Genomic DNA, 26,271 nt, shown 5'->3' with positions numbered 1-26,271 from the left:
AGGGTCTTCGAGCTCTATCGCGCATCCGCGATCAGCTGCCTCTCCAACCCATCCAGCACCTCGTAGCACGGCAGCACCTGCGCCACGCTCGCCTGCGGCTCCCGCCCCTCGCGAATCGCCGCCACGAACTCCCGATCCTGCAGCTCGATCCCGTTCATCGAGACATCCACGCCGGACACGTCGATCCTCTGATCCTTCCCGTCGACCAGATCGTCATAGCGCGCGATGTAGGTCCCCGTATCCCCGATGTAGCGGAAGAAGGTCCCCAGCGGCCCGTCGTTGTTGAACGACAGCGACAGCGTGCAGATCGCGCCGCTCGCGGCCTTGAGCTGGAGGCTCATGTCCATCGCGATGCCCAGCTGCGGATGAATCGGCCCCTGCATCGCATGCGCCTGGACCACCGGACTGCCGCACTGATGCGCGAACAGGTCCACCGTATGCGCCGCGTGATGCCACAGCAGGTGATCCGTCCAACTGCGCGCCTGCCCCAGCGCATTGGTGTTGGTGCGGCGGAAGAAGTAGGTCTGGACATCCATCTGCTGGATGCGCAGCTCCCCGGCCTGCACCCGGCGATGGACCCATTGATGGCTGGGATTGAAGCGCCGCGTGTGGCCGCACATCGCGACCAATCCCGTCTCGCGCTGACGCCGCACGACCTCGCGACCTTCGGCCAGGATGTCGCACAGCGGAATCTCCACCTGCACATGCTTGCCCGCGTTCAGGCACGCGAGCGCCTGGCCCGCATGCATCTGCGTCGGCGTGCACAGGATCACCGCGTCGACGTCGGGCCGCGCGAGGGATTCCTCCAGCGAGGTGGTGACATGGCCGACGCCGTACTTGGCGGCGGTCTCGCGGGTCTTGTCGAGCTCACGCCCGATCAGCGAGACGACCTCCACGCCGTGGATCAGCTTCAGCGCGTCCAGGTGCTTCTGGCCGAAGGCGCCGGCGCCGGCGAGGGCGATGCGCAGGGGAGCGGTCATCGGTGGGACTCCTTGGGGATGTTTTCCAGAATGAGGTGACCGACGGCCGTGTTGGACGCGGGCACGTGATAGAAGCGGTGCGCGACACGCGGCGGCGGGCCGCCGGCCAGGTCCCCCATCGCGCCGCGGGCGATCAGCCACATGACCAGCTCGATGCCTTCGGAGCCGGCCTCGCGGACGTAGTCCAGATGCGGCATCTCGGCCAGACCGGCGGGATCGGCGATCAGACGGTCCATCCACGCGTTGTCCCACTCGCGGTTGATCAGGCCGGCGCGCGGCCCCTGCAACTGATGGCTCATGCCGCCGGTCCCCCAGATCTGGACGTTCAGCGGCTCGTCGAAGCTCTCGACCGCGCGGCGGATCGCCTGGCCCAGCTGGAAGCAGCGTCGGCCGGACGGCACCGGGTACTGCACCACGTTGACCGCCAGCGGAATGACGGGGCAGGGCCAGCCGGGCGCGTCCGCGTCCTGTGGGCCGAAGAGCAGCGACAGCGGCACCGTCAGGCCGTGGTCCACGGTCATGCGGTTGATCAGCGTGAGGTCGAAATCCTGCTGGATCACGCTCTGCGCGATGTGCGCCGCCAGCGCGCCGTGGCCGATGACGGGGGGCACCGCGCGCGGGCCCCAGCCCTCGTCGGCGGGCTCGTAGCGGTCGCCGGTGCCCAGCGCGAAGGTCGGGATCATGTCCAGGCTGAAGGCGTTGGCATGGTCGTTGTAGACCAGCACGATCGCATCGGGTTTGTTGTCGCGCATCCATTGGCGCGAGGGCTCATAGCCCGCGAACAGCGGTGCCCAGTACGGGTCCGCCGTGCGGCCCTGGTCCATGGCGACACCGATGGCCGGCACATGCGAGGTGTAGACGGACGCGGTGATCCGCGCATGCGTGCTCATCAGGCGCTCCCCTTGTCCTGGTGGTCGTCGGTGCGATCGGGTCCGCCCAAGGCCTGGGCCTCGCTGACGGCGTCCGGCTTGGCCGCCTGATGCCGGGCGGCGTTGCGCGGCGTGCCGTCGGGGTGGCGGCCGCCGGCCAGCATCATGTCGCGGTAGTCGGCCTCGGTCATGCCGGTCATGCCGGCCGCCATCTGTTGATAGGTGCGCCCGTCGGCGGCGCCGATCTTGGCCAGGAAATAGATGTTCCCGCCTTCGCGGATGCAGGCGTTCAGATCGCGCGCCAGCACGGCCAGCTTCTGCGCCTCGGTCATGGCCCATTCGTCCAGATAGGCGCGTTCATCGGCCTTGAAGCGGGCGCGGTTCTCTGCCTTCATCAGCGACATGCAGAACTGGTTGAGCCAGTAGCCCTTGCGCGCCTGGTCGGCGTCGAAGATGGTGGTGCCGGGGATGTCCCGGTACGGCTTGTCGAGTGGCATGGCAGGCTCCTCAGATCGACGAGGGCGATGCGGCCGACGGCGCCGACGGGGCCCCATCCGCCGCGGTGCCGGCTCCGGCCGCCCGGCCCGTGCCGACGCCGACGAGCTCGGGCCAGTAGAGCCGCAGCGGGTTGTCGACCAGCAGGCGGCGTTGGAGGTCCGCCGTCGGCGCGATGCGCGGGATCACGTCGACCAGCAACCCGTCGTCCGGCATGTGGCCCTTCAGGTTGGGATGGGGCCAGTCCGTGCCCCAGAGCACGCGATCGGGGAACGCCTCGACCACGCGGCGCGCGAAGGGGATGACGTCGCGGTAGGGCTCGGGCTCGCCGTCCAGCGCGGGCGGGCCGCTGACGGACAGCCGCTCGGGGCAGGTGACCTTGCTCCAGACGAAGGGATGCTCGCGCAGGAAGCGCAGGAAGAGCGCGAACTCCGGCCCATCCACGGCCTGGCTCACGTCGGGCCGGCCCATGTGGTCCACGACGACGGTGGTGGGCAGCGTCGAGAAGAAGTCCCAGAGCTCCGGCAGGTCGGGCGCCTCGAAGTAGACGACGACATGCCAGCCCAGCGCCTTCACGCGATGGGCGATCTCCAGCAGCTCGTCGCGGGGCGTGAAGTCGACCAGCCGCTTGACGAAGTTGAAGCGCACGCCGCGCACGCCGGCCGCATGCAGATCCTCCAGCTGCGTGTCGGTGACGCTGCGGCGCACCGTGGCCACGCCGCGCGCCAGACCGCCGGACGCCCGGCAGGCATCGACCATGGCGCGGTTGTCGTCGCCATGGCAGGTCGCCTGCACCACGACATTGCGCGTGAAACCGAGGCGATCCCGCAGCGCGAAGAGCTGCGTCCTGCTGGCGTCGCAGGGCGTGTACTTGCGCTCGGGGGCGTAGGGGAACTCGGCGCCGGGGCCGAAGACATGGCAGTGCGCGTCGACCGCGCCGTCGGGCAACTGGAAACGCGGCCGCGACGGCCCCTGGTACCAGTCGAGCCAGCCCGGGGTCTTCTCGAAACCGCCGGTGGTGGAGAGCGTCATCGTGGGTCCTTCTGCGATGAGGGGAATCGGGGCGCGGGGCATTCCGCGGCGAGCGTGCGGCCGGAGCCGGAGCCGGAGCCGGAGCTGGAGCCGAAGTCGAAGTCGAGGTAGAGGTTCATGGGAGGGCCCGGGGTCAGGCCTTGCGGGCGGCGAGGTGGGCCAGCAGCCGATCGGCCTCGATGCGCCAGTCCGCGCTGCGACCGAAGTCCGGATCGCCGCGCGCGCCGAAGAGCCCGTCCTCGGCCAGATCGGCCATCCAGGCCTGGCGCTCGGCGGTCCCCTCGGCGCTCCAGGGCGTGAGGCCGGCGTCGCGAACGGTCTCGGCGACCTCGCGGACCTCTTCGCTGCGTCGGCGGCCGTGCTGGATCACGCGCTGGAAGAAGTAGCTCGCCTGCTTCTGCCAGTCGATGCCGGGGAAGGTCTCCTGCAGCGAGGCCAGCACCGCGTCCTCGACGCCGTAATGGCGCGCGGCGGTGAGGCTCTCGATGACCATGGCCTCCAGGCCCTTGATCATCACGCTGCGGCACATCTTGGTCGCGCTGACGACGCCCAGCTCGGCGCTGCCCACGCGCGCCGCGAATCCGAGCCGCTCCAGCAGCGGTGCCACCGCCTCCGCATGCGGGCCGCCGAGCAGCAGCGGCACGCGGATCCGATAGGGCGGGACGCTGGTCATCACCGCGCCCTCGACATAGCGGCCACGATGGGCGTGGATCGCCTCGGCGGCCTGGCGCTTCATCGCGGGCGAGGCCGAATTGAAGTCGAGCACGAAGGTGCCCGGCTTCAGCCCGGCCGCGCAGGCGCGCGCCGCGTCCAGCGTCTGGCTGGCGGTGACCGCGATGACGACCAGGTCCGACGGCGAGGCCACCAGCGTGCCCGAGGCCGTCAGCGTCACGCCGAAGCGGACAGCGTGCTCGCGCATCACGTCGGCGTCGGTGCTGGGCGACTCCAGTTTCAGGTCGTACGCGAGCACCGTGTGACCGGCGGCCCGCAGGTCCTCGGCCAGGATGCGGCCGACCTCGCCGTAGCCGATCAGGCCGATGCGCAGGGCGTCGCTCATGGTCAGTCCAGCGAGATGTTCAGCCGCTTGATCAGCTCGGTGTACTTGGCCGACTCGCTGGCGATGAAGGCCTGGTACTGCTCCTTGGTCGTCGGGAACACGTCGTAGCCAAAGGTGGCGTAGCGCTCGCGGATGTCGGGCTCGGCCAGGGCGGCTTCGATGTCGCGCTGGATCTTTTCCTGGACGGCCTTGGGCAGGCCGCGCGGCGCGGCGATGGTGGTCCAGCCGGTGACCTCGTAGCCGGCGGGCCCGCCCGATTCGGTGACGGTCGGAATGTCGGGGAAGCCGGGATGGCGCTTGGGCGCGGTCACCGCGATGAACTTCAGGCGGCCGGCCCGCTGCAGCGCGCCGGCGGTGGCCACCGAGCCCAGCGCGAAATTGAGCTCGCCGTTGGACACGGCGGTGTAGAGCATCGAGGTCTCCTTGTAGACCACGTGCTGCATCTGCGTCCTGGTCATGGCCTCGAGTTGGGCCGCGCCCAGGTGTACCGGATTGCCCACCGACCAGGACCCGTAGTTCAGCGCGCCGGGATGGGCCTTGGCGTCGGCCACGATGTCGCCGACGGTCTTGTACTTGCTGTTGGTCGCGACGGCGACGAAGAAATAGGTCTTGAACAGCGGTGCGATCGGGTCGAAGTCCTTCACCGGGTCATAGGGCAGCTTCTTGAACAGACTGGGGTAGACGACCAGGTGGACGTTGTCCAGCTGGATCAGGTCGTGGCCGTCGGTGGCACCGCGCTTGAAGGCGTCGATCGCCAGGAAGCCATTCGCGCCGGGCTTGTTCTCGACGATCACCGGCTTGCCCCACTTCTTGGACAGCTTCTCGGCGACCACGCGGGCGACGGTCTCGGGGCCGGCGCCGGCCGGGAAGGGCGTGATGATGCGCACCGGCTTGGTCGGCCAGTCGGTGGCTGTGGCGGCGGCCGCCGCGCCGGACGCGGCACCCTGCGCGAAGGCCGAGCCGGCGAGCATCACAGCGGCCGTGGCCGCGGCGAGGGTCAGGCCTTGCGCGAGCGCCGCGCGGCGTTTGGGCGTAGGGGCATCAGCGGGAAGGGAAGCGGTCATCGTCGCGGTCATCGTCGTTGTCTCCGTTGTTATAGGGATGGGATCAATCGATGTAGCGCAGGCCGGCCTGGGCCAGCGGCTCACGCATCTTGTAGAGGTCCAGGCCGAGCACGCCGGCCGCGAACTTGTCGCGCTTGGCCCCCTCGTTGGCCTCGCGGGCGGCGGCGGCCTCCAGCGTTCGAGCCGCTGTCGCGGCGGGGACGCAGACGACGCCGTCGTCGTCGGCCACGATCACGTCGCCAGGGTGCACCAGCGCGCCGGCGCAGACCACCGGGATGTTCACCGAGCCCAAGGTCGCCTTGATCGTGCCCTTGGCGGAGATGCACTTGCTCCAGACCGGAAAGCCCATCTCGTTGAGCGTCCGGACGTCGCGCACGCCGGCGTCGATGATCAGCGCCCGCGCGCCTCGGGCCTTGAAGGAGGTCGCGAGCAGGTCGCCGAAGTAACCGTCCGTGCACTCGGCGGTGACGCCGGCGATGACGAGGTCGCCCTCCTGGATCTGCTCGGCGGCGACGTGCAGCATCCAGTTGTCGCCGGGCTGCAGCAGCACGGTCACCGCCGTGCCGGACACGGCCACGCCGTGCTGAATCGGTCGCATGTAGGGCTTGAGCAGGCCGACACGGCCTTGCGCCTCGTGCACCGTCGCGGCACCGAAGTGCTGCAGCGCGTCGGCGGCGATCCGGTCGGCGCGGTGGATGTTGCGGTAGACGACGCCGAGTTCGTACATGGCGGATTCCTTGCAGGCAGAGAGGACGGGGAGTCAGGCCGAGGGCGTGGTCATGCCCAGCCGGCGGCGCCGCTCGTCGTGGCGGGCATCGGCCAGGAAGTCGGCGACGCGCTGGGCGGTGGCGGGTTCGGCGCTGGTGGCGGCGACGGCGACGCTGAAGCGGGTGACGATCTCCAGCCCCTGGGGCATGGGGCCGAGCACGGCGACGCCGGGCAGGTGCTGGAGCTCGCTCAGTTGCTGGAAGCCGAGATCGACATCGCCTTGCGCGACCATGCGGCCCACCGGCACGCCGGCCGGGGACTGGCGCAGACGGCCGGCCAGCGCGTCGGTCAGGCCCCAGGCATCGATGAGCTTCAGCAGCGCGGTCCCGCTCGGGCCGGTGGAGTAGCCGACGGCGCTCGCCCGGAGGAGGGCCTCGCGCAGCGCGTCGGCGGTGGAGACGTCGGGGTGTGAGCGATCTGATGCGCCGGCCTCGGGCGCCGCGATCACCATCGCCGAATCGGCCACCGCGCGCAGTGAGCCGGCCCGCAGATGGCCGGCTTTCGCGAGTCGGTCCATCGCGTCGGCCGCCAGCACGACCAGATCGAGCGGCTCGCCGGCCTCGACGCGGCGGGCGGCGTCGACGCCGCCGACGGACTCGATGCGGACCTCCAGGCCGAGTTCGGCGGTGCAGGCGGCGGCGAGCTCGCCGAGCAGCGCGCGGGTGGCCATCGAGGAAATGCCGGCGAGGGGAGCGATCACGGTGCGGGTCCTGTCGAATTGCGGCGGATTCTGGTCTGGCGAGGTCAAACGATCCAGTTCTAGCTTCCACTAGCTGCTATTCCGATCGGGCATGGCCCGGATGGCGGGATCCGCGCGCTTCATGCGAGCATCGGCGCCCATGAACCTGACCCAACTCGAGACCTTCGTCCACGTGGCCGAACACGGCAGCTTCAGCAAGGCGGCGCTGGTGCTGGGCGTGGCCCAGCCGGCGCTGAGCCGCCAGGTGCGGGCGCTGGAAACGGAGCTGCACGAGACCCTGCTGCTGCGCAACGGCCGTGGCGTGCAGTTGACCGAGGCCGGCAAGCGGCTGCTGCAGCACGGGCAGGACATCCTGAATCTGGTGAGCCATGCCAAGGACGACCTGCGCGCGCGGCGCAGCGAGCCGGTGGGGCAGATCACGATCGCGATGCCGCCGACCTTGGCGCGGCTTCACACGCTGGCGCTGATCCGGGCCTTCCGGGCGGAGATGCCGCAGGCGCGGCTGGCGATCATGGAGGGCTTCTCGGTTCACTTGACCGAGTGGCTGCTGACCGGCCGGACCGATCTGGCGCTGGTCTACAACCCGGAGCCCGTGCCCGCGCTGGAGATCCTGCCGCTGCGCCGCGAGCGGCTCTGCCTGGTGAGTCCGCGCGATCAGGCGCCGGCGCGGCCGCCGACGCTGCCGCAGCTGTCGCGTTATCCGCTGGTGATGCCGCAGCGGGGGCACATCTTCCGCTCGCTGATGGAGCAGGCCGCGGCGATGGCCGGCGTGCAGCTGGACGTGCAATGGGAGGTCGCCAGCGTGCCGGCGATCCTGGACTGCGTCGCGGCCGGCATCGGCCACGCGGCGCTGGGCGAGGATGCGCTGAGGATCTACGAGAAGCCCGAGCGCCTGGTCACCACGCCCTTCGCGAAGGCGGACATCCAGAGCACGCTGTGCCTGGTCACGCCGACCAGCAAGCGCGCCACGCCCTTGATGCAGCGGACGGCGGGAGTGTTGATGCGGATGGTGGGGGAGGGGCGCTAGGCCCCGATCCGGCGACGGTGCCCGTCACAGTCCGATCATCAAGGTGAGCGGATGAAGGGGAGACGGGACGAAGCCGTGCTTCAGATGGAAGCGCTTGGCCGCGTCGTCGATCGCATGGGTCACCAAGGCCTTGCCGCCGACGATGGCGGCGGCCTGCCTGGCACGGAGGTAGGCATCCTTCAGCAAGCCATGCCCCAGTCCGCGGCCCACCCAGCCGTCGTGCACCGCGAGCCGGGCGAGCAGGAAGACCGGGAGGGGCGACGGCGCGTTCCGGCGGAGGGCGCCCGTGGCCTGGCGCGGGTCGATGGCGCCCGGGGCCAGCGCATAGAAGCCGACGACCTCCATCGGGTCATCGGGCGAGGTGACGACGTAGGTGCGTGATGAGCCGGAGGACTGGTTCGGAAGCGCCCGCGTTCGCAGCCAGTCGGCCAGCTCGGGGCGAGCGCAGGCGAAGCGTTCGAGGTGGTGGGCGGCGGTCAGCAACTCCGGCGATCTGACGAACGCGGCCGTCATTGCTCCCACGGCGCCTTCCTGGCGAGCATCTGCTGGAGCGCCGCGTTCTCGCTCAGCGGACGGTCCAGGATGTCCTGGAAGGCCTGGAGCTGCGCGGCGTCGACCTGGAAGAAGGCTTGGTCCAGCACCGCATTGCGGGCGGACTGCAGGGCCGCGTCCAGCATGAAGTCGGTGCGGGTCTTGCCCGCGGCGGCCGCGGCGCGATCGATCAGGTCCTTGGCTTCTTCCGAAACACGGAGGTTGATGGTCGTGGTGACGGCTTTGGTGCTGTGACGCGTCATGGCGGCGGCTGGCGGAGGGAAGGCCGCAATCTCCCATGGATGTGTATACGTTGTCAACACAGTGAAGCCCGTCGAAGAGAGGATGAAGATCCTGGCGGGTGAGCCAGCGCTGAGGCCATCCCCCCGGATCACCCGCGTCGGCGCATCGCCCCGACGGGGGCGACGAGGAGGGGGCACCAAAGGGGGAATCGTGCGCGGCGCGAGCGGGCATCCCGGTTGCCGTATCCGAGTCACGAACGCCGCGTCACGCCCGTGCCGCGGCCCCGATCCACAAGTCCTCGGAGACCCGCATGATCAGCACCATCTTGCTCGTCGTTCTCATCCTGCTGTTGCTGGGCGCGCTGCCGACCTGGCCGCACAGCCGCGGATGGGGCTACTACCCCAGCGGTGGGCTCGGCCTCATCGTGCTGATCCTGGTGATCCTGCTGCTGATGGGCCGCATCTAGCCCTCGGCGCGCCAGCAGGGACTCACGCCCCCAGCAAGGATTGCCCGCAAACCCGCAGGACCTGACCCGTCACGGGTTGCGACTGCGGCGCCGCCAGGAAGGCGATCGCCTCGGCCACGTCGGCCGGGGTGCCGCCTTGCTTGAGCGCGTTCAGCCGCCGGCCCGCCTCGCGGACCATCAGCGGCATGCGGCGTGTCATCGCGGTCTCGATGAAGCCGGGCGCGATCGCGTTGATGGTCGCGCCGCGTTCCGCCAGGGACGACGCGCGGGCCGCGACGTAGCCGATCAGCGCCGACTTCGTCGCGCTGTAGTTGGTCTGTCCCGCGTTGCCGGCGATGCCGCTGATCGAGGACAGGCAGATCTCTCGCGCGCCGGCGTTGAGCAGGCCGTCCGCGTCCAATCGCGCGTCGACGGCCAGGATGGCCGACAGATTCACGGCCATCACCGAGTCCCACTCCGCGGCGCTCATGCGGGCCAGCGTGCGGTCGCGCGTGATGCCCGCGTTGTGGACCAGCACGTCGACGCCGCCCAGGCGGTGCAGCGCGTCGGCCAGTTCATCGGCCGCGCCGGCACCCGCGAGGTCCACCGTCAGCAGCGATCCCCCGATCTCCCGGGTCAAGGCTTCCAGCGGCTGACGCGCCGCCGGGACGTCGACGCACAGCACGCGCAGGCCGTCGAGCGCCAAGCGACGCGCCGTCGCGGCGCCGATGCCGCCGGCCGCGCCGGTGACCAGCGCCACGCGAGGCGCCACCGGGGGCGTCGTGGCCGCGGGGGCGCCGCCGTCCTCCTTGCGCCAGGCCAGCACCTGACCCGAGACGTAGGCCGAGCGATCCGTCGAGAAGAAGCGCAGCGCGGCCTCGAGCGCCGGCGGCGAGGCCGCGCCTTCCTGCAGCACCAGCGCGTTGGCCGTCGCGCCGCGTCGGCCGATCTCCTTGGCCAGCGCGCGGACGAAGCCTTGGACCGCATGCAGGCAGGCGGCCTCGGTCGCATCGGCGGCGGCGGACGAGCTCAGCACCAGCACCCGCCCGCCGACGGCCAGGCGCGACAGGCTGAGCTGGGTCTGCTCGAACAACGCCCGCAGTGCCGCGACATCGCGGCAGCCGGTGGCGTCGACGACCAGCGATTGCACCGGGCCGCCCGCGCTCGCGCCGGCCCCCTGGGCGACCAGGGCCGCCAGCAGCGAGGGCAAGGGCGCCGCGCTGCCCGGCGCGATCGCGAGGACCGCGCGGCCGGCGAGCTCCTTGTCCGACCACGCGTCCTGCCGGCGCGGCAGCCGCACCGGTTGCGGCAGCCCCAGCGCGCGCGCCACGCGGCGGCCCCAGGGGTGTTGGACGAAGGAGAGCAGGCGATCGGTCATGGCGGCGCGGCGGTCGGGGAACGGCGCGCAGTGTAGGCGGATGGCCGCCTCGCGCCGGACAGGGTCAGCCCGATGCGCGTCCCCCTTGGGCCCGACCGCGCGAACGGCGCGCCGCCATGCATGCGGGCGATGGCGGCGACGATGGACAGTCCCAGGCCGTGATGCTCGCCGGGCCGCTCGCGCGGCGCGTCGGCCCGGTAGAAACGATCGAACAGGCGGGGCAGTCGGTCGGGCGGGATCTCCGCGCCCTCGTTGAGCACCGAGAGCCGCATCCGGCCTCGGCCCAGCGCCTCGATGCCGACGCGGATCGCGCTGCCCGGTGTCGCATATCGCGCCGCGTTGTCAATCAGGTTGGACAGCGCGCGTCGGAGCAGCGGCGCGTCGAAGTCACCGCCGCCGTCGCCGTCGACGCGCAGCGTCAGGCCGGCCTCGTCGATCGCGGCCTCGTGGAAGGACGCCACCTCGCGGGCGAGCAGGGCCAGGCTGTCGACGGGTTCGCGTCGGGCCCGCTGGCCCCCACGCGCCTGGGCCAGGAAGAGCATGTCGTCGACGATGCCGGACAGCCGGCGCAACTCCTCCAGGTTCGCGCCCAGGCGCTCCTGCGCCGGTGGCGGCAGGCCGCCCTCGCGCAAGGACAGCTCGGTGCCCGTGATCAGCGTCGCCAGCGGCGTCCTCAGCTCATGCGCGACGTTGGCGCTGAAGCCCTCCAGGCGGGCCATGCGCTCGCGCTGCGTCCGGAAGCGCGACCGCAGCGCCTTCAGCGCTCTCCATGTGTCCTGAAACATGACAAAACCGTCATCGGCCTGTGCGGCTCACGACGAGGCCGCGGGCCTAGAGTGGGTCACAAGGCGTTTGATGAAACGTGCGCCGACGCAGCGGGGCCACGAGCCTCGCGTGCAGACGACTTTCAACAGAAGGAGATCCACCATGCGTCACTTCCACCGTCTATCGATCGCGACCGGCGTGGTCGCGCTGGCCGCCACCTTGAGCGGGCCCGTCCTCGCGCAGGTCGAGGAGGAGGTCGTGTCCGGACCGAAGTCCCGCGACCAGGTCGTCGCCGAGCTGGAACAGGCCCGCGCCGACGGCTCCCTGGCGAAGATCCAGAGCGAGCAGGGCTATTCGCCGGACTTCGATGAAGCCAGGGGCATGCCCGTCCAGTACTCCAACCATCAGGCCGAGTCCGACATCAGCGTCTCCGCCGACATGGCGAACCCGAACGGCGACCTGCGCTTCGCCGCTCCCGCTGCGGGCGGCAAGTCCCGTGCCCAGGTGATGGACGAGCTCCAGCAGGCCCGCGAGGACGGGACGCTGGACCGGATGTGGAGCGAATCAGGCTATGCGCCGGAGCTCGAGGCGACGCATACATCGCGTCCTTGATCGCTCCGGGCGCGACGATGCCCGCCGCGAGGATCCCCCGGGATTCAGACGGGACGGCACCGAGCGCACGGACCGTGGATGCGGTCATGGGTGACCGGACCAAGCTGTAGAAGGTCATCCGACCTCGAGTGACGGGGGACTTCATGCGAAGTCCCCCGCCTGCGTTCGTGGCGGCCTCGAGGCCGAGGTCGGTCAGAGCCGCGTCACGTCGATCACCGCCTGCGCGAAGGCCTTCGGCGATTCCTGCGGCAGGTTGTGGCCGATGCCGCCGCTCAGGTCCCGATGGGCGTAGCGGCCGCTGAACTTGCGGCGATAGACCGACGGATCGACGTGGGGCGCGCCGTTGGCGTCGCCCTCCAGCGTGATCGTCGGCAGCGAGATGGCGGGGCCGGCGGCGATGCGGGCCTCGATCGCGTCGAAGCGGGACTCGCCGTCCGCCAGGCCCAGGCGCCAGCGGTAGTTGTGCACCACGATCGCGACGTGATCGGGGTTGTCGAAGGCGGCGGCGCTGCGACGGAAGGTCGCGTCGTCGAAGCGCCATTGCGGCGAGGCGATCTGCCAGATCAGACGCGAGAACTCGGCGCGGTACTTCTCGTAGCCCAGCCGGCCGCGCTCGGTCGCGAAGTAGTACTGGTACCACCATTGCAGCTCGGCCGCGGGCGGCAGCGGCTGCTCGTTGACCTTGCGGTTGGCCAGCAGGTAGCCGCTGACGGCCACCAGCGCCTGGCAGCGCTCCGGCCACAGCGCCGCGAGGATGCCCGCCGTGCGGGCGCCCCAGTCGCAGCCGGCGACGACGGCCTTGGGCATGCGCAGCGCATCCATCAGCGCGATCGTGTCCTGCGCCAGCGCGCCTTGCTGGCCGTTGCGCACGGTGTCGGCCGACAGGAAGCGCGTGGTGCCGTAACCGCGGGCGTAGGGGACGATCACGCGGTAGCCCGCCGCGGCCAGCAGCGGGGCGACCTCCTCGTAGGTGTGGACGTCGTAGGGCCAGCCATGCAGCAGCAGGACCGGCGGGCCGTCGGCCGGGCCGGTCTCGACATAGCCGATCCGCAGATCCCCCGCATCGATGTGCTTCAGGACGCCGAAGGCGGGAGCGATCTCGATCGGCGTGCCCGGCGAGCCGCCCGCCGCGGCGGCGAGGCCGCCGGTGGCCGACGGGCTCGAGGTCGCCGCGCGGACGAGCGACGGCGTCAGCCCACCGAGCGACAGGGCCGCGCCCGCGAGCGCGCCGGCGCCCAGGCCCAGGAAGCCTCGGCGAGGCCAGGCGGCCTTGGCGGGGCGAGCCGTGGGGGTGTCGCCGGCCACGGCGTCGGGGGCGGCGGTGAGGTGCGGGGCGGTGGCGGAATCGCGCTCGGAGCGGTGGGTCATGGCAGGCCTCGGGTGTGGTGGAAGGAACGAGGCCCAGTGGACCGGTCGCATGTATCCCCGGCTTGTCGGCGCCGGGGGCATTCCGCATCAGGATGTGACGCCCGGTGCCGGGGATACAGGGGCATACAAAGCGCGGTGAGTTGCGCGATCTCTGATGTCGATCAAGTTCGCCCCTGGCTTTCCGCCGCGGGCCTTCCTAGCCTGCGCGCACGGCGGGTCGCACGGTGCGACCGGCATGGACCGGCCCGGACCCCGCGGGGCCCCGGCGAGGAAGGATTCCGATGATCGACACGCCCCTGGCCCCGTCCCTCTATTTCCCGGCGTTGCGCACGCAGCCCGCCGAGCTCCGCGCGCTGCGTGAGCTCGACAAGGCGCGCAAGACCCGGATGCTGCCCGTGATGACGCTGATGCCCTTGCCGGACGGCCCGCCGGACCTGAAACGCTCGGCGCGCCGGGCGGCCGAGGTGATGCAGGGGCTCCCGCACCTGATCGAGCTGCCGCCGCTGGCGGAGCGCTCGACGGAACTCGAGGCCCCGTTGTCGCGTCTGCTGGATCCGTCCGACGGGTTCCGCGCGTGGCGCACGTTCGCGGCCTCGTGCAAGCGGGCCGTCCCCGTCGTGCAGCTGGCGGAGCATGGCGTCGGCGTCGCCGTCGACCACGCGGCGGAGGGCGAGACCACCCGTCAGGCGCAGGCGATCGAGGCGGCCTTCGGTCTGGTCGTGTTCCGGTTGCGCGGGCGCTGGCCGCGGGTCGAGCCGGTGGTGCAGGCGCTGCGCAGCCTGCGGGCGCCGGAGCGGGCCGTCGTGATGGTGGACCTGGGCATCGAGCGCGACTGGCTGCTCGGCTGCGCGGGCATCGCGCGCGGGATGCTGGAGAAGCTATGGGCCGCGAGTCCGGGAACGAGGATGGTGGTGATGGGCAACAGCTTTCCCGCGCAGCCCCGCGGATCCGGCGGCGGACGGCAGGCCATCGGAGGCCGGCTCGGCATCCTGGAGCGGGAGCTGCATCGGCGTCTGGGCGGCGTGACGGCGGTCGGCTATGGGGATCATGCCTCGGTGCACGCGGCGGACGCTGTCGAGCCGGAGCTGCCCCGCGGTCACGGCCGCGTCGACTACGCGCGCGAGAACGAGTGGCTGTGCGAGCGCGGCCGGGCCGGCACCAGCGACGAGGCCCATGCCCAGGCCGCCCAGGCGATCGTGGATGCCGCCCCCGAGCTCGGCACCCGCGGCGCATGGGGCGAGCACGAGATCATGGAGGCGGCCAACGGCCGGCCCTATGCGCGCGGCCGCAGCGCCTGGACGGCGGTGCGGGTGAATCTGCATCTGGCGGCGCAGGTGGATGGTCTGCGCGGGCGTCCGGCCGAGGTCCCACTTTCCCAAGCCAGTGATCTCCCGAGTTCTGGGGCCGTGGAGCAGTCTTCAACTGTTTGAGGTCATGGATCGACGTCGGACCGGCCCCTAGAGTGGATCCCTTCGGATCGTTTGACAGGAGACCGATGTGCCGGAATCGATCATGGGCAGAAGTGGCCGGGTGACCATCCCGGCGGAGATTCGCAACGCGGTGAAAGCCGAACCGGGGACGCGCTTGGTGTGGGTGCTGCGTCCGGATGGTCGGATCTATGTGCTGGCCAAGACTGGGACGCTGGCGGATCTTCGGGGGATCCTGAAGGCACCGCCCGGTGTCCGGGTCAGCGTCGAGGACATGGACCCGTTCCGTTGATGTCCGCGATCGACACGAATGTCCTGGTTCGATTCATCGTCCAAGATGACTCGAACCAGGCTGAAGCCGTGGAACGTCTGAGGAGGCGGCATGCCCACCACGACGTGAGGCTCTTCGTGTCGACCACCGTGATCCTGGAACTCGAGTGGGTCCTCAGGGCCTGCTTCAAGTTCGACAAGTCGCAGGTCCTTGGGGCCTTCGTCAGGATCATCGAGTCTTCCGAGCTCCTGATCGAGAACGAGGAGGCGATCATCCATGCGGTCGAGAGCTATGGCGAATCCGCGGCGGACCTGGCTGACTGCATCCATGCGCATGTGGCAGCGGCGGCGGGGCGGAGCCCCTTGCACACCTTCGACGTCAAGGCATCGAAGCTGGATGGGGCCGAGTTGCTGCGATGAGCCGTGTTAGCCTCCCGCCCCCATGACCCCGCGCGCGCCTTCCTCGACCTACAGCCCGCGCTCCCGCGACAGCGAGAGCAAGAGCATGCACACCCGCATCGTCGGGGAGCTGGGTCTGGCGATCGTCGCGGGCGAGCTCCAACCCGGGGACCGGCTGCCCGCCGAGTCGCAGCTGCTCGATCGCTACGACGTCAGCCGCCCGGTGTTGCGCGAGGCCGTGCGGGTCCTCGCGGCCAAGGGGCTGGTGGTGTCCCGCCAGCGTTCCGGCGCGATCGTGCGGCCGCGCAACGAGTGGCATCTGCTCGACCCCGACGTGCTCTGCTGGCTGATCGCCACCAAGCCGCAGCGCGAGTTCCAGGCCACGCTGATGGATGTGCGCCGCGTGTTCGAGCCCGCCGCCGCGGCACTCGCCGCGCGGGCCGCGTCCGACGAGCAGGTCCACCGCATCGAGGCCGACTTCGCGTTGATGGCCGAGGCCGGCAGCATCGAGCAGATGCTCGAGCCGGACCTGGCCTTCCATCGCCACATCGCCGAGGCCACCAACAACGACCTGATGGCCTACATCGGGAACATGCTGTCGATGGCGTTGCGCGAGTCCATCCTGATCAGCGGCCGGCAACCCAACGCCCATGAGCGCGCGTTGCCGCGCCACGAGGCCATCCTGGACGCGATCCGCGGACGTGACCCGCTCGGAGCCCGTCAGGCGACGCTGGTGCAGCTTCAAGAAGTGGCGGACAACCTGCGCGAATCGATCCAGGCCGAAGGGCCGGCGGCGCCGAGGGACGAGCACCGGCGCTGAGGCCTGTCGACAAGGCGCCGCCGGGTGCGCGCTTCGGTGCATCAGCGCATCGGCGCGCCTGCGGACCGGTGAACCAGCGCATCAGCGCATCGGCGCATCAGCGGATCAGCGGATCAGTGCTTCAGCGCGCGGCCGCGGCGCTGGTCACCACATCACCGCCAGCAGGGCGGCGTTCAGCGCCAAACCGACCACGAAGATGGGCCAGCCACCGCGCCGGGACAGCAGCGCGCCCGTGCCGTACAGGCCCGCCGCGACCACCGCCGCGGCAACCAGGTTTCGCGCCTCGCTGAGGTCGTCGCTCTCGCCCAGCCAGGCCGCCGTGGCCGCCGCCGTCATGAGGAACAGCCCGATCGCGCGCCAGCGGTCCACCGGACGCGCCGGGGGATCGAAGCGCGGTTGGCGCAGACGCTCGGCATCCGGCTCGGCCAGGAAGCTCAGGCCGGGCGGCGCCCAGCCCGGCGACTTGAACAGCACCTTGAGCTTGTCGCCGAGACGGGGCGTCGCCCGCATGCGCTGGAACAGCTCCCCGTAGAACTGCCCGACCGCGAACAGCGGATTCCAGCTGTGCAGCGGCTTGACCGTGCCGTAGACGCAGGGCTCGGACTCCTCGACGAAGGTGCCGAACATCCGGTCCCAGATCACCAGCACCGCGCCGTAGTTCTTGTCCAGGTAGCCCGGATTCACCGCGTGATGGACCCGGTGGTTGGACGGCGTCGAGAACACCCGGTCCAGCCAGCCCAGCCGGCCGACATGCTCGGTGTGGATCCAGAACTGGTACAGCAGCACGAACAGCCCGGCCGCCGCGTACTGCTCGACCGGGATGCCCAGCAGCGCCATCGGCAGGAAGAAGGGCGTGCCCATCACGGCGTAGAAGCTCTCCTGGCGCAGGGCGGTCGTCAGGTTGAAATGCTCGCTCTGGTGGTGCACCGTGTGCGCCGCCCAGAACAGCGCGCTCTCGTGGCTGACGCGGTGCAACCAGTAGTCGCAGAAGTCGTAGAGCACGATGGCGACGACGAAGCCCCACCAGCCGTCCCACACCGACGGCGACACCAGCGCGATGTGCGGCTGCACCAGCAGGTAGAGCCCGTTCTGGAACAGCGGCGTCACCGCGGCCACGGCCAGGCTCATCAGGCCCTGGCTGAGGCTGCTGATCGAATCGGCCAGCCGGTAGTTGTCCCGGCCCTTGAGCCGCCCCCACAGCCATTCGAACGCGATGCAGAGCCCGAACAGCGGGACGGCGATGAGGAGGACGCGATGCATGGGGAGGGGCTCGGGAGGAGGGCGGCGGAGGCGTGGGGGCGGGGCGTCAGAACTTGCGCCAGACGCTGATGCTGAAACTCTGCTGCGAGCGCGACTGCGTCAGCGGGGAGCGCGCCGCGTCGCCCACCAGCCGGGCGTTGAGCCACTGGCCGCTGACCGACCAGCGTTCATTGAACTTGTGCTCGCCGCTCAGCGCGATGCTCCAGTCCATCCAGCCGCCGGCGGGACGCCACTCGGGCAGGCCGCTGGCGCGGGATTCGGCGGCGCCGATGCCGTAGCTGCTGCGCAGGTGGGCGGCGTTGGCGGCGGTGCCGGCGATCGTCACCGCGATCAGGTCGTCACCGATGGGGATGCCGGAGGTGGCGCCGATCTCGAACTGCGCGCCGTTGTGGCGCCGGCCGCTGCCCCAGGAGAAGCCGGATTGCAGCATCAGCCACTCGGTCGCCTGGACGTTGGCGAAAGCCTCCGTCGTGATCCGGGAGCCGAGCCGATCCACGCCCTTGGGCGTCACCCGGCTGGGGCGGCCGAACTGCGGCCACAGGCGCGCGCCGACCTGCCAGGTCTTGGCGGTCTCGGCGCTCCACAGCAGCGGGGCCAGATTCCAGCCCACGCCCAGGTCGGTGGAGACGAAGGCGCCGTTGGGATGGAGGTACTCGAAGGCGGGCAGCACGTCGCTGCTGCGTGCCCGACCCCCGGGGGCGGAGGGCCAGCTGCGGGTCGACAGGCCGGCCGACAGACTGGCCTCGGCCGGTGGCGCGTCCATCAGCACCAGGCTGCCGGCAGCCCGGGCCGGCGTCGCGGACAGCGCGGCGGCCAGGACGGTCAAGCCCGCCAGCAGCGGCGTGACGGGGGCGGTGATCCGTGGAAACCCTAAGGTTCCAAGCGCAGCGGTGCGGGGAGGGGATGAGCAGTGCATGGGCGGAAACAATCGCGCGATTCTAGGAAACGAGCTTGTCGCGAAGCTGGCGGGGACCTGACACGAATGCAGGGCTGGACCCCGCATGTTCTAGGGAGGCGATCAACCTAGGGGTGGAGGTCGCTGGCAAAAAGGCGCAAAAAATACGTCAAGGTCGTGACAAGCTTGGCGTGTCCAGTACGGAAACGTCTGGTCACAAGTGTTTCCAGGGTCCCCCCTCCGGGTTCCCCCTAGAGAGGGGGCGACGCAAGTGACCATCGGCCTATCATCCGGGCCTTCTCCGGCAGAGCAGTAAGGGGTACGCGACGACCGCGCCGGAGATCAGCGGTCAGTCGAAAAAAGGGAGGCCCTATGGAAGCAGTGTCCGTTGCCCGTTCGTTCGAGGCGGTTGGAAATGGCGGCTATGCGATGCCCGCGGTGAAGCGCCGCGTGCTGCTGGTCGACGATCACGAGCTGGTGCGCGCCGGCATCCGCACGCTGTACCAGAACCTGGACGAGATCGACATCCATTGGATCGAGGCGGGCTCGCTGCAGGAAGGCCTGCAGGCCTACGCGGACCAGGACTCGATCGACGCGGTGCTGCTGGACCTGAACCTGGGCGACTGCAAGGGCCTGCAGGGGCTGCGCCAGTTCATGGAGACCTACCCGGACGCCCGCGTCGTCGTGTTCAGCGGCACGCAGGATGAATTCGTCGTGCGGCAGGCCCGGGCGCTGGGCGCCGTCGGCTACCTGCCCAAGGGCGCCCTGATGGCGGAGATGCGCACCACGCTGCGCGCGCTGCTGGCCGACGGCCCGCGCCACCGCCCGGCCCAGTCGGGCTCGCTGTTCCCGCGCTTCCCGTCCTCCGCCATGTACGACCGCGTGGCCGAGCTCGGCCCGCGTCACCTGGAGATCCTGGAGCTGGTCCTGTCGGGCTGCAGCAACCAGGAGATCAGCACCTCGACCCAGCTGTCGCTGGGCACGGTGAAGAACTACGTGTCGTCGCTGCTGCTGGCGCTGGACGTGAAGTCCCGCTCCCACATGATCAGCCTGTTCCGCTGAGCGGATGGCGGTCCACCGACCGGACGCCGACACGGGCGCCGTCAGCGGCTTCCCCGCGACCGAGATCCTGACCGATGAACGCATGCTGGAGGCGAGCCGCGCCTCCGGCGGCGTTGGCGTTTCCGGCGTTCAGGGCGGGCAGGGCCCGGGCCTGACCGAGGCCGGCTTCAGCGCGGAGGTGGTCGGCGCGCCGACCTCTCGCGCGAAGGCGGATGACGCCGCGCCTTCCGGCGACGGGGCGTCTGGCGCCAAGCGGCCGCGCCGTTCCGGGGCCTCGCGCATCGGCAGCCGCTTCGTCGCGGTCGCCGGTGCCGGGCGAGATGCCGAGGAGGACGTCCAGGAAGGACGCCGCCGCGAACGCCGCGCCATCGCGCGCCGGCTGCAGGACGCGGGATTCGACGAGGCCTGGGCGCACTGGCCCTGGCTGCTGGGCGCCGTGGCCGTGCCGCTGGGGTCGGCGCTGGTGCGCGCCACCGTCACGCCGGGCCTGGTCGCCTGGATCGTGGGCGTGCTGGCGCTGGCACTGGGCTGCGTCTTCACCGCCCGCTCGCTCTCCCAGCATCTGGAAAGTCCCGCCACGCGCGCCTCGCTGAGCGACCGCGAGGGCCGCCGGCTGCTGATCCTGCAGGGCGCGGGCTGCCTCGCGCTGCTGTGTCTGCATCCCTGGCTGGCCGAGTCGCCGGGTTCTCGCGGCGTGCTGACCGGCCCGCTGCTGGCCGCCACGGCGGCCGTGGTGGGCGTGTTGCTCGCGCCGATGGGCCGCGGCGCGGCCTGCATCGCGCTGCTGCCGATGTCCGAGGGCATCGCGCGCCTGATGGATCCGTCGGCGCGTCCGGGCGCGGGCCCGATCTGGTTCACCGCGGCCACCGTCATCGGCGGCCTGGCGCTGCTCGAACACTACCGATGGCAGCGCGCCAAGCGCAGCGCGATGGAGCAGGACCTGCAGCTCAGCACCCTGGAGCAGGAGCGCGACGGCGCCATCCGGGCGGACCAGGAGAAGAGCCGCTTCCTGGCCATCGCCAGCCACGACCTGCGCCAGCCGGTGCACGCGCTGGGGCTGTTCGCCGCCAGCCTGGAGCGCCGACTCCAGGGGACCGAGGAGGAGCCGCTGATCCGGAACGTGATCCGTTCGATCGAGGGCCTGGAGCGCTCCTTCAACGCGATGCTGGACATCTCCCGCCTGGATGCCGGGACCATCGAGCCGAACCTGCAGCAGTTCCCGCTGCGCGACCTGTTCCGCCGGCTGCACATGCATTACGCCGGCCAGGCGGAGGCCAACGGCCTGGGGCTGCGCTTCTCGCCGGGCGGCAAGTCGGTCACCAGCGACCCGCAACTGCTGGAGCGCATCCTGGGCAATCTGATCCAGAACGCGATCAAGTACACCGAGGAGGGCGGCGTGGTCGTCGTGGCCCGCTCGACCGAGACCCACATCAACCTCGAGGTCTGGGACACCGGGATCGGCATCCGCTCGGCCGATCTGCCGCGGATCTTCGCGGAGTTCTATCAGATCGGTCAGAGCGAGCGCAGCCGCACCCAGGGCCTGGGCATGGGCCTGGCGATCGTCAAGCGCCTGGCCCAGCTGCTGGGTTACCGGCTGATGGTGGCCTCGCGGCCGGGCAAGGGGACGATGTTCCGCCTGAGCATCCCGGTGGGGGGTTCACCGGAGATCCAGGACTTCGCCGTCGCCGCGGACACCGTGCCCATGACGGTCATCGAGCCCCGCCTGGTGCTGGTCATCGACGACGAGGAGCCCATCCGCGTCGGCCTGCAGCTGCTGCTGGAGGAGTGGGGCTACGAAGCCATCGTCGCGGCCACCGCGGCCGAGGCCGAGCAGGCGGTGCGGCACCGCGTCGTGCCGCCGGACCTGATCCTGTCGGACCTGCACCTGGGCGACGGGCCGGACGGCATCGCCGCGATCCGCGGCGTGCGACAGCTCTGCGGCAGCAATGTCCCGGCCATCCTGGTCACCGGCGACACCAGCCGCGAGGAACTGCGCCGCGCCACCGAGAGCGGCCACACCGTCCTGTTCAAGCCGCTGCAACCCCGCAAGCTCTTCAACGCGCTGCGCGGCATGGTGGCCTGAGCGGCCTCGCGCCCCCGGGAGGGGGTGTCTCTCTCTCGTCTCCCGAAGTGCACCCCCTTCCTGGGGAAAGGCGTCCGCCCGCCCGCTGGTGATCGGCCTTCGCGCGCTGGGCAATCCCTAGTCCGGCCCCGTCGGCGGGCGCCAAAGTGACTTTCGACCACTGCGCGCCGAAACCGCTGTCTCTAGAGTCCACGTCATGCAACCGAACGTGCGCCTCTGACGCAATGGCCGACCTCGACCTCGACTCCCTGCTGGCTCCTCTCCAGGACGACGCGCCGTGTGGCGCCGACCTGGAGTACGACGGCGCGTTCCTCGCCATGCAGAAGGCCGGCGCGGGCAAACCCGAGCAGCAGTACGGCGACACCGTCATCCCCGCCGAGGAGCCTGATTGGGGCGAGGTGCACGAGCAGGCGCTCGCGCTGTCGCTGCGCACCCGGGACCTGCGCGTGGCCGTCTGGCTGGTGCGCAGCGGCGCCCGCCTGCAGGGCTATCGCGCGGCGCTGCAAGGCCTGGCGCTGATCCGCGGCCTGCTCGAGCGCCATTGGGCGAACGTCCACCCGCAACTGGACGCGGACGACCACGACGACCCGACCATGCGCCTGAACGCGCTGCAGCCCCTGGTCAACGACATGGCCGTCTTCGCCGACCTGCGCGCCGCCAGCCTCACCGGCCAGCGCGGCGGACCGCGGGTGCGCGACGTCGAGCTGGCGCTGGGCAACGCGGAGCCCATGGCCGACGAGCCGGTCCCGTCCGCCCAGGGCCTGATGGACGGCCTGGCCGCCCAGGCGGCGCAGGACGCGACCTTGGCGGCCCGCCTCCAGGACGGCGTGCCGACGGTGCAGGGCATCCAGGCCGCGATCGAGGCCCACCTCGGTCAGGGCCAGGGCCTCGACTTCATCCAGCTGCAACGCCTCTTCAAGCCGCTGGCCGTGGCCGGCGCGCAGCTGCAGGGCCAGGCGTCGCCGGCCGGGCAGGGCGCCGAGAGCGCCGTCGGCGAGGCGGCGACCGGTGTCGCGCCGGGCGCGTCCGCGGTCTCCGCGTCCGTCTTCAACGCCGGCGCGATCAACAGCCGCGACGACGCCGTGCGCGCGCTGACGCGCGTGTGCGAGTGGATCGAGCGCCACGAGCCCAGCAATCCCGCGCCGCTGCTGATCCGTCGGGCGCAGCGGCTCATGAGCAAGTCCTTCCTGGACATCATGCGCGACCTCCATCCGGAGGGCGTGCACGAGATCGAGAAGCTCGCCGGCACGCCGAGCGAGTGAGCCGGCCCGCCGACCGTCGACCCGCATCCGCTGTTCCGCCTTCCCGTTTCCCCGTTCAACACCGCTGACCGATCCACGCTTCAAGGAGCACCCCATGGCCACCAGCAGCCAGAAGTTCATCGCCAGGAATCGCGCCCCGCGCGTGCAGATCGAGTACGACGTCGAGCTCTACGGCGCCGAGAAGAAGGTGCAGCTGCCCTTCGTGATGGGCGTGCTGTCCGACCTGTCGGGCAAGCCCACCGAGCCGCTGCCGCCCGTGTCGGACCGCAAGTTCCTGGACTTCGACGTCGACAACTTCGACGCCCGCATGAAGGCCATGAAGCCGCGCGTCGCCTTCCCGGTGACCAACACCCTGACCGGTGAAGGCAACCTGATGGTGGACATCACCTTCGAGTCGATGGACGACTTCTCGCCCGCCGCCGTGGCGCGCAAGGTCGACGGCCTGAAGCAGCTGCTCGAGGCCCGTCAGCAACTGGCCAACCTGATCACCTACATGGACGGCAAGGCCGGCGCCGAGCAGCTGATCGCCAAGGTCGTCAAGGACGAGGCGCTGCTCAAGTCCCTGGCCTCGGCCCAGAAGCCCGCCGACGACGCCGCGCAGTAAGCGGCGCACGACGCTCAAGAAGACACACGGACCACCGGAGCAACCACCATGGCCGAAGAGATCCTCGCGCAACCCTCGGCGTCGCTGCAGGGCATCGAGTACCAGGGCGGCGAGTTCGCCTCGCTGCTGAACAAGGAGTTCAAGCCCAAGACCGACGAGGCCAAGTCCGCCGTCGAGCAGGCGGTGCTGACGCTGGCCCAGCAGGCGCTGTCGCAGACCGCGCTGATCGGCAGCGACGTCGTCGTCTCGATCGAGGCGATGATCGCCGAGATCGACAAGAAGCTCTCCGAGCAGGTCAACGCCATCCTGCACAACCCCGAGTTCCAGCAGCTCGAGAGCGCCTGGCGCGGCCTGCATTACCTGGTCAACAACACCGAGACCGACGAGCAGCTCAAGATCCGGGTGATGAACCTGTCCAAGCAGGAGCTGGGCAAGACGCTCAAGCGCTACAAGGGCACGGCCTGGGACCAGAGCCCGCTGTTCAAGCGCGTCTATGAAGAGGAGTACGGCCAGTTCGGCGGCGAGCCCTTCGGCGCGCTGGTCGGCGACTACTACTTCGACCACAGCCCGCCCGACGTCGAGCTGCTGGGCGAGATGGCCAAGGTCTCCGCCGCCGCGCATGCCCCGTTCATCGCCGCGGCCAACCCCTCGCTGATGCAGATGGGCTCGTGGCAGGAACTCGCGAATCCGCGCGACCTGACCAAGATCTTCGGCACGCCCGAGTACGCCGCCTGGAAGTCGCTGCGCGAGTCCGACGACGCGCGCTACATCGGCCTGGCCATGCCGCGCTTCCTGTCGCGCCTGCCCTATGGCGCGAAGACCAACCCCGTCGAGGAGTTCAACTTCGAGGAGGACACCGGCGGCGGCGAGCACAACAGCTACACCTGGGCCAATGCGGCCTATGCGATGGCGGCCAACATCAACCGGTCCTTCAAGACCTACGGCTGGTGCACCCGCATCCGCGGCGTGGAGTCGGGCGGCGCGGTCGAGGGCCTGCCGGCGCACACCTTCCCGACCGACGAGGGCGGCGTGGCGATGAAGTGCCCGACCGAGATCGCCATCAGCGACCGCCGCGAGGCCGAGCTGGCCAAGAACGGCTTCATGCCGCTGGTGCATCGCAAGAACTCGGACTTCGCCGCCTTCATCGGCGCCCAGTCGCTGCAGAAGCCGGCCGAGTACGACGACGCGGACGCCACCGCCAACGCCAACCTGGCCGCGCGCCTGCCGTATCTCTTCGCCTGCACCCGCTTCGCGCACTACCTGAAGTGCATCGTGCGGGACAAGGTGGGTTCCTTCAAGGAGCGCGCCGACATGGAGAAGTGGCTGAACAAGTGGATCATGAACTACGTCGACGGCGATCCCGCCAACTCCTCGGAGACGACGAAGTCGCAGAAGCCGCTGGCCGCCGCCGAGGTGCTGGTCGAGGAGATCCCGGGCAATCCGGGCTACTACACCTCGAAATTCTTCCTGCGTCCGCATTACCAGCTCGAAGGCCTGACCGTCTCGCTGCGGCTGGTCTCCAAGCTGCCCTCCGAAAAGGGCAAGTGATCGGGCGCCGAGTCCGCAACGACATCAAGAAATCGCGCGCGACGACGCGCGACGTGTCCAAGGGAGCGCTGTCGAAGGCGCAGTTCTCTTCATCCCCGGTTTCCGCAAGCGACGGGCGTCGACGCGGAGACTGTTTTTCACAAGAGTCTTTCTAGGAGAAACCGACCATGACGATCGACGCCAATCTGAAGTTCGCCGGAGTCGAAGGCGAATCCACCCACAAGGACCACAAGGGCGAGATCGATCTGCTCGCCTGGTCGTGGGACGTGCGCCAGGAGAGCACCGCCAACGCCGGCACCGGTTCCGGCAAGGGCAAGGGCGTTCCCGGCCAGTTCGTGTTCGCGCACTACTACGACAAGGCGTCCCCGGTGCTGGCCAAGGCCTGCGCCTCGGGCAAGCACTTCGACCAGGCCGTGCTGACCTGCCGCAAGGCCGGTGAAGGCCAGCAGGACTTCCTGAAGGTCACGCTCAAGCAAGTCCTGGTGACCACCGTGTCCCCGTCGGCGTCCGCCGGTGGCGAGATCAGCGAGAGCGTGTCGCTGTCGTACGCGGACATCGAGTTCGAGTACAAGGCCCAAGACGCCAAGGGCGGCCTGGGTGGCGCGGTCAAGTTCGGCTGGAACGTGGCCACGACCGAGACCCGTTAATTCGGCGGGCGCCGGCGCAGGCCGGCACCTCCGATCCGCGGACCTCCGCGGCGCGCCGGCCCTCGGGCCGCGCGCGCCGCGCTCGGACAACGCTTGCCGATGCGACGAGCCGTCGCCAAGCGTTGTCCATGCCGGAGCGAAAGATGAATCCGTTGACCAGCGGCGGCGCGAGCAGCGCCGACATGTACCTGGACCTGTCGCTCAAGCGGGCGGGCAAGGTGAAGGGCGAATCCACCTCGGCGGGCCATGCCAACGACATCGTCGTGATCGGCTTCAGCTGGGGCGTGGGCGCCGCGGGCGACGCGGTGGCGGGCCAGCAGACGGGCCGCCGCAGCTATCGCCAGCTGACGATCAGCAAGCACCTGGACAGCGCCAGCACCGCGCTGATGAGCGCCGTGGCGACCAACGACGAGGTCAAGAGCGCCAAGCTCTACCTGCGCAAGGCCGGCGGCTCGCAGGAGGACTACTTCTGCCTGACCCTGGAGAAGGCGCGGGTGGCCTCCTACGACATCGAGGCCGATGCCGACGGCTCGCCGGTGGAGCGCATCGCGATGAGCTTCCAGAAGGTGGCCGTCGAGTACCGCACGCAGAGCGCCAAGGGCGCGATGGGCGGCACGACGACCTTCGACGACGACCTCACCTGAATCCCCGGGAGCCATC

General features: G+C 70.3%; 29 protein-coding genes. 14 read left to right on the top strand and 15 right to left on the bottom strand.

The features are described 5' to 3' along the window. Window positions 1-14: 14 nt before the first annotated feature. The 8 genes from MCHT01_RS09875 to MCHT01_RS09840 form a co-directional block, all read right to left on the bottom strand. Complete coding sequence (locus tag MCHT01_RS09875) at window positions 15-980, bottom strand: Gfo/Idh/MocA family oxidoreductase (RefSeq protein WP_067065067.1); 966 nt, start codon at window positions 978-980, stop codon at window positions 15-17. After that, the gene (locus MCHT01_RS09870; RefSeq protein ID WP_067065065.1) at window positions 977-1,870 is read right to left on the bottom strand and encodes a class III extradiol dioxygenase subunit beta; all 894 of its coding nucleotides are present in this window, start codon (window positions 1,868-1,870) and stop codon (window positions 977-979) included. The genes MCHT01_RS09875 and MCHT01_RS09870 overlap by 4 nt, the downstream gene beginning before the upstream one ends. Beyond that, complete coding sequence (ligA, locus tag MCHT01_RS09865; RefSeq protein WP_084452314.1) at window positions 1,870-2,346, bottom strand: protocatechuate 4,5-dioxygenase subunit alpha; 477 nt, start codon at window positions 2,344-2,346, stop codon at window positions 1,870-1,872. The genes MCHT01_RS09870 and ligA overlap by 1 nt, the downstream gene beginning before the upstream one ends. A 10-nt stretch (window positions 2,347-2,356) precedes the next feature. Next, the gene (locus tag MCHT01_RS09860; RefSeq protein WP_084452312.1) at window positions 2,357-3,376 is read right to left on the bottom strand and encodes an amidohydrolase family protein; all 1,020 of its coding nucleotides are present in this window, start codon (window positions 3,374-3,376) and stop codon (window positions 2,357-2,359) included. 133 nt (window positions 3,377-3,509) lie between these two features. Continuing rightward, complete coding sequence (locus tag MCHT01_RS09855; RefSeq protein ID WP_067065063.1) at window positions 3,510-4,433, bottom strand: NAD(P)-dependent oxidoreductase; 924 nt, start codon at window positions 4,431-4,433, stop codon at window positions 3,510-3,512. A 2-nt stretch (window positions 4,434-4,435) separates the two neighbouring features. Further along, window positions 4,436-5,404: a Bug family tripartite tricarboxylate transporter substrate binding protein gene (locus MCHT01_RS09850; RefSeq protein WP_067065062.1), complete on the bottom strand. Its 969-nt coding sequence runs from the start codon at window positions 5,402-5,404 to the stop codon at window positions 4,436-4,438. Window positions 5,405-5,540: 136 nt separating this feature from the next. Then, window positions 5,541-6,224, bottom strand: a complete 684-nt coding sequence (gene ligK, locus MCHT01_RS09845) for a 4-carboxy-4-hydroxy-2-oxoadipate aldolase/oxaloacetate decarboxylase (RefSeq protein WP_067065060.1) — start codon at window positions 6,222-6,224, stop codon at window positions 5,541-5,543. Window positions 6,225-6,257: 33 nt separating this feature from the next. Next, window positions 6,258-6,965, bottom strand: a complete 708-nt coding sequence (locus tag MCHT01_RS09840) for a substrate-binding domain-containing protein (RefSeq protein ID WP_245643211.1) — start codon at window positions 6,963-6,965, stop codon at window positions 6,258-6,260. A 139-nt stretch (window positions 6,966-7,104) separates the two neighbouring features. On the opposite strand from MCHT01_RS09840, the gene MCHT01_RS09835 reads away from it, so the two are divergent. Further along, window positions 7,105-7,992, top strand: a complete 888-nt coding sequence (locus MCHT01_RS09835; protein WP_067065058.1) for a LysR family transcriptional regulator — start codon at window positions 7,105-7,107, stop codon at window positions 7,990-7,992. 24 nt (window positions 7,993-8,016) lie between these two features. On the opposite strand, the gene MCHT01_RS09830 is transcribed toward MCHT01_RS09835, so the two are convergent. Next, the gene (locus MCHT01_RS09830) at window positions 8,017-8,514 is read right to left on the bottom strand and encodes a GNAT family N-acetyltransferase (RefSeq protein ID WP_148661473.1); all 498 of its coding nucleotides are present in this window, start codon (window positions 8,512-8,514) and stop codon (window positions 8,017-8,019) included. After that, window positions 8,502-8,786: a type II toxin-antitoxin system TacA family antitoxin gene (locus MCHT01_RS09825; protein ID WP_067065056.1), complete on the bottom strand. Its 285-nt coding sequence runs from the start codon at window positions 8,784-8,786 to the stop codon at window positions 8,502-8,504. The genes MCHT01_RS09830 and MCHT01_RS09825 overlap by 13 nt, the downstream gene beginning before the upstream one ends. 290 nt (window positions 8,787-9,076) lie before the next feature. Between MCHT01_RS09825 and MCHT01_RS25575 the strand changes: the two genes are divergently transcribed. Beyond that, a complete protein-coding gene (locus MCHT01_RS25575) occupies window positions 9,077-9,232 on the top strand; it encodes a DUF3309 family protein (protein WP_084452310.1) in 156 nt (51 codons plus the stop codon). Window positions 9,233-9,254: 22 nt separating this feature from the next. Here MCHT01_RS25575 and MCHT01_RS09820 read toward each other — a convergent pair whose 3' ends face one another. After that, a complete protein-coding gene (locus MCHT01_RS09820; protein WP_067065055.1) occupies window positions 9,255-10,589 on the bottom strand; it encodes a 3-oxoacyl-ACP reductase in 1,335 nt (444 codons plus the stop codon). Continuing rightward, on the bottom strand, window positions 10,586-11,374 hold the full coding sequence (locus MCHT01_RS09815; protein WP_067065054.1) for an ATP-binding protein: 789 nt from the start codon (window positions 11,372-11,374) through the stop codon (window positions 10,586-10,588). The genes MCHT01_RS09820 and MCHT01_RS09815 overlap by 4 nt, the downstream gene beginning before the upstream one ends. Before the next feature lie 142 nt (window positions 11,375-11,516). Between MCHT01_RS09815 and MCHT01_RS09810 the strand changes: the two genes are divergently transcribed. Then, window positions 11,517-11,966, top strand: a complete 450-nt coding sequence (locus MCHT01_RS09810; RefSeq protein ID WP_067065053.1) for a DUF4148 domain-containing protein — start codon at window positions 11,517-11,519, stop codon at window positions 11,964-11,966. 192 nt (window positions 11,967-12,158) lie between these two features. Here MCHT01_RS09810 and MCHT01_RS09805 read toward each other — a convergent pair whose 3' ends face one another. Continuing rightward, window positions 12,159-13,334 carry an alpha/beta fold hydrolase gene (locus MCHT01_RS09805; protein WP_084452306.1) on the bottom strand — a complete coding sequence of 392 codons (1,176 nt, stop codon included), beginning with the start codon at window positions 13,332-13,334 and terminating at the stop codon, window positions 12,159-12,161. 281 nt (window positions 13,335-13,615) lie between these two features. On the opposite strand from MCHT01_RS09805, the gene MCHT01_RS09800 reads away from it, so the two are divergent. The 4 genes from MCHT01_RS09800 to MCHT01_RS09785 all read left to right on the top strand — a co-directional run bounded on the left by MCHT01_RS09800 (window position 13,616) and on the right by MCHT01_RS09785 (window position 16,250). Then, on the top strand, window positions 13,616-14,764 hold the full coding sequence (locus MCHT01_RS09800) for a beta family protein (protein ID WP_067065051.1): 1,149 nt from the start codon (window positions 13,616-13,618) through the stop codon (window positions 14,762-14,764). Between the two features lie 67 nt (window positions 14,765-14,831). Beyond that, complete coding sequence (locus MCHT01_RS09795) at window positions 14,832-15,053, top strand: AbrB/MazE/SpoVT family DNA-binding domain-containing protein (protein WP_067065049.1); 222 nt, start codon at window positions 14,832-14,834, stop codon at window positions 15,051-15,053. Then, complete coding sequence (locus MCHT01_RS09790) at window positions 15,053-15,451, top strand: type II toxin-antitoxin system VapC family toxin (RefSeq protein WP_067065047.1); 399 nt, start codon at window positions 15,053-15,055, stop codon at window positions 15,449-15,451. Before MCHT01_RS09795 ends, MCHT01_RS09790 begins: the two co-directional genes overlap by 1 nt. Before the next feature lie 22 nt (window positions 15,452-15,473). Beyond that, window positions 15,474-16,250: a FadR/GntR family transcriptional regulator gene (locus tag MCHT01_RS09785; protein ID WP_067065046.1), complete on the top strand. Its 777-nt coding sequence runs from the start codon at window positions 15,474-15,476 to the stop codon at window positions 16,248-16,250. Between the two features lie 144 nt (window positions 16,251-16,394). Here MCHT01_RS09785 and MCHT01_RS09780 read toward each other — a convergent pair whose 3' ends face one another. Next, on the bottom strand, window positions 16,395-17,510 hold the full coding sequence (locus tag MCHT01_RS09780; RefSeq protein WP_067065045.1) for a sterol desaturase family protein: 1,116 nt from the start codon (window positions 17,508-17,510) through the stop codon (window positions 16,395-16,397). A 46-nt stretch (window positions 17,511-17,556) separates the two neighbouring features. Then, window positions 17,557-18,336 (bottom strand): MipA/OmpV family protein, encoded by a 780-nt coding sequence (locus MCHT01_RS09775; protein ID WP_067065043.1) that lies wholly within the window; start codon window positions 18,334-18,336, stop codon window positions 17,557-17,559. A 441-nt stretch (window positions 18,337-18,777) separates the two neighbouring features. Here MCHT01_RS09775 and MCHT01_RS09770 point away from each other — a divergent pair, with 441 nt between their 5' ends. The 7 genes from MCHT01_RS09770 to MCHT01_RS09740 all read left to right on the top strand — a co-directional run bounded on the left by MCHT01_RS09770 (window position 18,778) and on the right by MCHT01_RS09740 (window position 26,255). Beyond that, the gene (locus MCHT01_RS09770) at window positions 18,778-19,467 is read left to right on the top strand and encodes a response regulator transcription factor (RefSeq protein ID WP_084452302.1); all 690 of its coding nucleotides are present in this window, start codon (window positions 18,778-18,780) and stop codon (window positions 19,465-19,467) included. A gap of 4 nt (window positions 19,468-19,471) precedes the next feature. Continuing rightward, a complete protein-coding gene (locus MCHT01_RS09765) occupies window positions 19,472-21,550 on the top strand; it encodes a hybrid sensor histidine kinase/response regulator (protein WP_067065040.1) in 2,079 nt (692 codons plus the stop codon). 224 nt (window positions 21,551-21,774) lie between these two features. Beyond that, the gene (tssA, locus tag MCHT01_RS09760) at window positions 21,775-22,812 is read left to right on the top strand and encodes a type VI secretion system protein TssA (protein ID WP_067065039.1); all 1,038 of its coding nucleotides are present in this window, start codon (window positions 21,775-21,777) and stop codon (window positions 22,810-22,812) included. Window positions 22,813-22,906: 94 nt separating this feature from the next. Further along, entirely contained in the window at window positions 22,907-23,416 is a 510-nt protein-coding gene (gene tssB / locus MCHT01_RS09755) for a type VI secretion system contractile sheath small subunit (RefSeq protein WP_067065037.1), read from the top strand. 48 nt (window positions 23,417-23,464) lie between these two features. Continuing rightward, on the top strand, window positions 23,465-24,964 hold the full coding sequence (tssC, locus tag MCHT01_RS09750) for a type VI secretion system contractile sheath large subunit (protein WP_067065035.1): 1,500 nt from the start codon (window positions 23,465-23,467) through the stop codon (window positions 24,962-24,964). 167 nt (window positions 24,965-25,131) lie between these two features. Then, complete coding sequence (locus MCHT01_RS09745; RefSeq protein WP_067065034.1) at window positions 25,132-25,611, top strand: Hcp family type VI secretion system effector; 480 nt, start codon at window positions 25,132-25,134, stop codon at window positions 25,609-25,611. 143 nt (window positions 25,612-25,754) lie between these two features. Beyond that, window positions 25,755-26,255 (top strand): Hcp family type VI secretion system effector, encoded by a 501-nt coding sequence (locus MCHT01_RS09740; RefSeq protein WP_067065029.1) that lies wholly within the window; start codon window positions 25,755-25,757, stop codon window positions 26,253-26,255. Window positions 26,256-26,271 lie beyond the last annotated feature (16 nt).

It is taken from the genome of Mitsuaria chitosanitabida ATCC BAA-476 = NBRC 102408, from assembly GCF_001598255.1.
Classification (GTDB): Bacteria; Pseudomonadota; Gammaproteobacteria; order Burkholderiales; family Burkholderiaceae_C; genus Roseateles; species Roseateles chitosanitabidus.
Note: the sequence above shows the minus strand (reverse complement) of the source record. Positions and strands in the feature narration are given on the sequence as shown.

Bases quoted from the DNA above. Each gene is read 5' to 3' on its own strand.
- MCHT01_RS09875 (WP_067065067.1), bottom strand. From the start codon at position 980: ATGACCGCTCCCCTGCGCATCGCCCTCGCCGGCGCCGGCGCCTTCGGC.
- MCHT01_RS09870 (WP_067065065.1), bottom strand. From the start codon at position 1,870: ATGAGCACGCATGCGCGGATCACCGCGTCCGTCTACACCTCGCATGTG.
- ligA (WP_084452314.1), bottom strand. From the start codon at position 2,346: ATGCCACTCGACAAGCCGTACCGGGACATCCCCGGCACCACCATCTTC.
- MCHT01_RS09860 (WP_084452312.1), bottom strand. From the start codon at position 3,376: ATGACGCTCTCCACCACCGGCGGTTTCGAGAAGACCCCGGGCTGGCTC.
- MCHT01_RS09855 (WP_067065063.1), bottom strand. From the start codon at position 4,433: ATGAGCGACGCCCTGCGCATCGGCCTGATCGGCTACGGCGAGGTCGGC.
- MCHT01_RS09850 (WP_067065062.1), bottom strand. From the start codon at position 5,404: ATGCTCGCCGGCTCGGCCTTCGCGCAGGGTGCCGCGTCCGGCGCGGCG.
- ligK (WP_067065060.1), bottom strand. From the start codon at position 6,224: ATGTACGAACTCGGCGTCGTCTACCGCAACATCCACCGCGCCGACCGG.
- MCHT01_RS09835 (WP_067065058.1), top strand. From the start codon at position 7,105: ATGAACCTGACCCAACTCGAGACCTTCGTCCACGTGGCCGAACACGGC.
- MCHT01_RS09825 (WP_067065056.1), bottom strand. From the start codon at position 8,786: ATGACGCGTCACAGCACCAAAGCCGTCACCACGACCATCAACCTCCGT.
- MCHT01_RS25575 (WP_084452310.1), top strand. From the start codon at position 9,077: ATGATCAGCACCATCTTGCTCGTCGTTCTCATCCTGCTGTTGCTGGGC.
- MCHT01_RS09820 (WP_067065055.1), bottom strand. From the start codon at position 10,589: ATGACCGATCGCCTGCTCTCCTTCGTCCAACACCCCTGGGGCCGCCGC.
- MCHT01_RS09815 (WP_067065054.1), bottom strand. From the start codon at position 11,374: ATGTTTCAGGACACATGGAGAGCGCTGAAGGCGCTGCGGTCGCGCTTC.
- MCHT01_RS09810 (WP_067065053.1), top strand. From the start codon at position 11,517: ATGCGTCACTTCCACCGTCTATCGATCGCGACCGGCGTGGTCGCGCTG.
- MCHT01_RS09805 (WP_084452306.1), bottom strand. From the start codon at position 13,334: ATGACCCACCGCTCCGAGCGCGATTCCGCCACCGCCCCGCACCTCACC.
- MCHT01_RS09800 (WP_067065051.1), top strand. From the start codon at position 13,616: ATGATCGACACGCCCCTGGCCCCGTCCCTCTATTTCCCGGCGTTGCGC.
- MCHT01_RS09790 (WP_067065047.1), top strand. From the start codon at position 15,053: ATGTCCGCGATCGACACGAATGTCCTGGTTCGATTCATCGTCCAAGAT.
- MCHT01_RS09785 (WP_067065046.1), top strand. From the start codon at position 15,474: ATGACCCCGCGCGCGCCTTCCTCGACCTACAGCCCGCGCTCCCGCGAC.
- MCHT01_RS09780 (WP_067065045.1), bottom strand. From the start codon at position 17,510: ATGCATCGCGTCCTCCTCATCGCCGTCCCGCTGTTCGGGCTCTGCATC.
- MCHT01_RS09770 (WP_084452302.1), top strand. From the start codon at position 18,778: ATGGAAGCAGTGTCCGTTGCCCGTTCGTTCGAGGCGGTTGGAAATGGC.
- MCHT01_RS09765 (WP_067065040.1), top strand. From the start codon at position 19,472: ATGGCGGTCCACCGACCGGACGCCGACACGGGCGCCGTCAGCGGCTTC.
- tssA (WP_067065039.1), top strand. From the start codon at position 21,775: ATGGCCGACCTCGACCTCGACTCCCTGCTGGCTCCTCTCCAGGACGAC.
- tssB (WP_067065037.1), top strand. From the start codon at position 22,907: ATGGCCACCAGCAGCCAGAAGTTCATCGCCAGGAATCGCGCCCCGCGC.
- tssC (WP_067065035.1), top strand. From the start codon at position 23,465: ATGGCCGAAGAGATCCTCGCGCAACCCTCGGCGTCGCTGCAGGGCATC.
- MCHT01_RS09745 (WP_067065034.1), top strand. From the start codon at position 25,132: ATGACGATCGACGCCAATCTGAAGTTCGCCGGAGTCGAAGGCGAATCC.
- MCHT01_RS09740 (WP_067065029.1), top strand. From the start codon at position 25,755: ATGAATCCGTTGACCAGCGGCGGCGCGAGCAGCGCCGACATGTACCTG.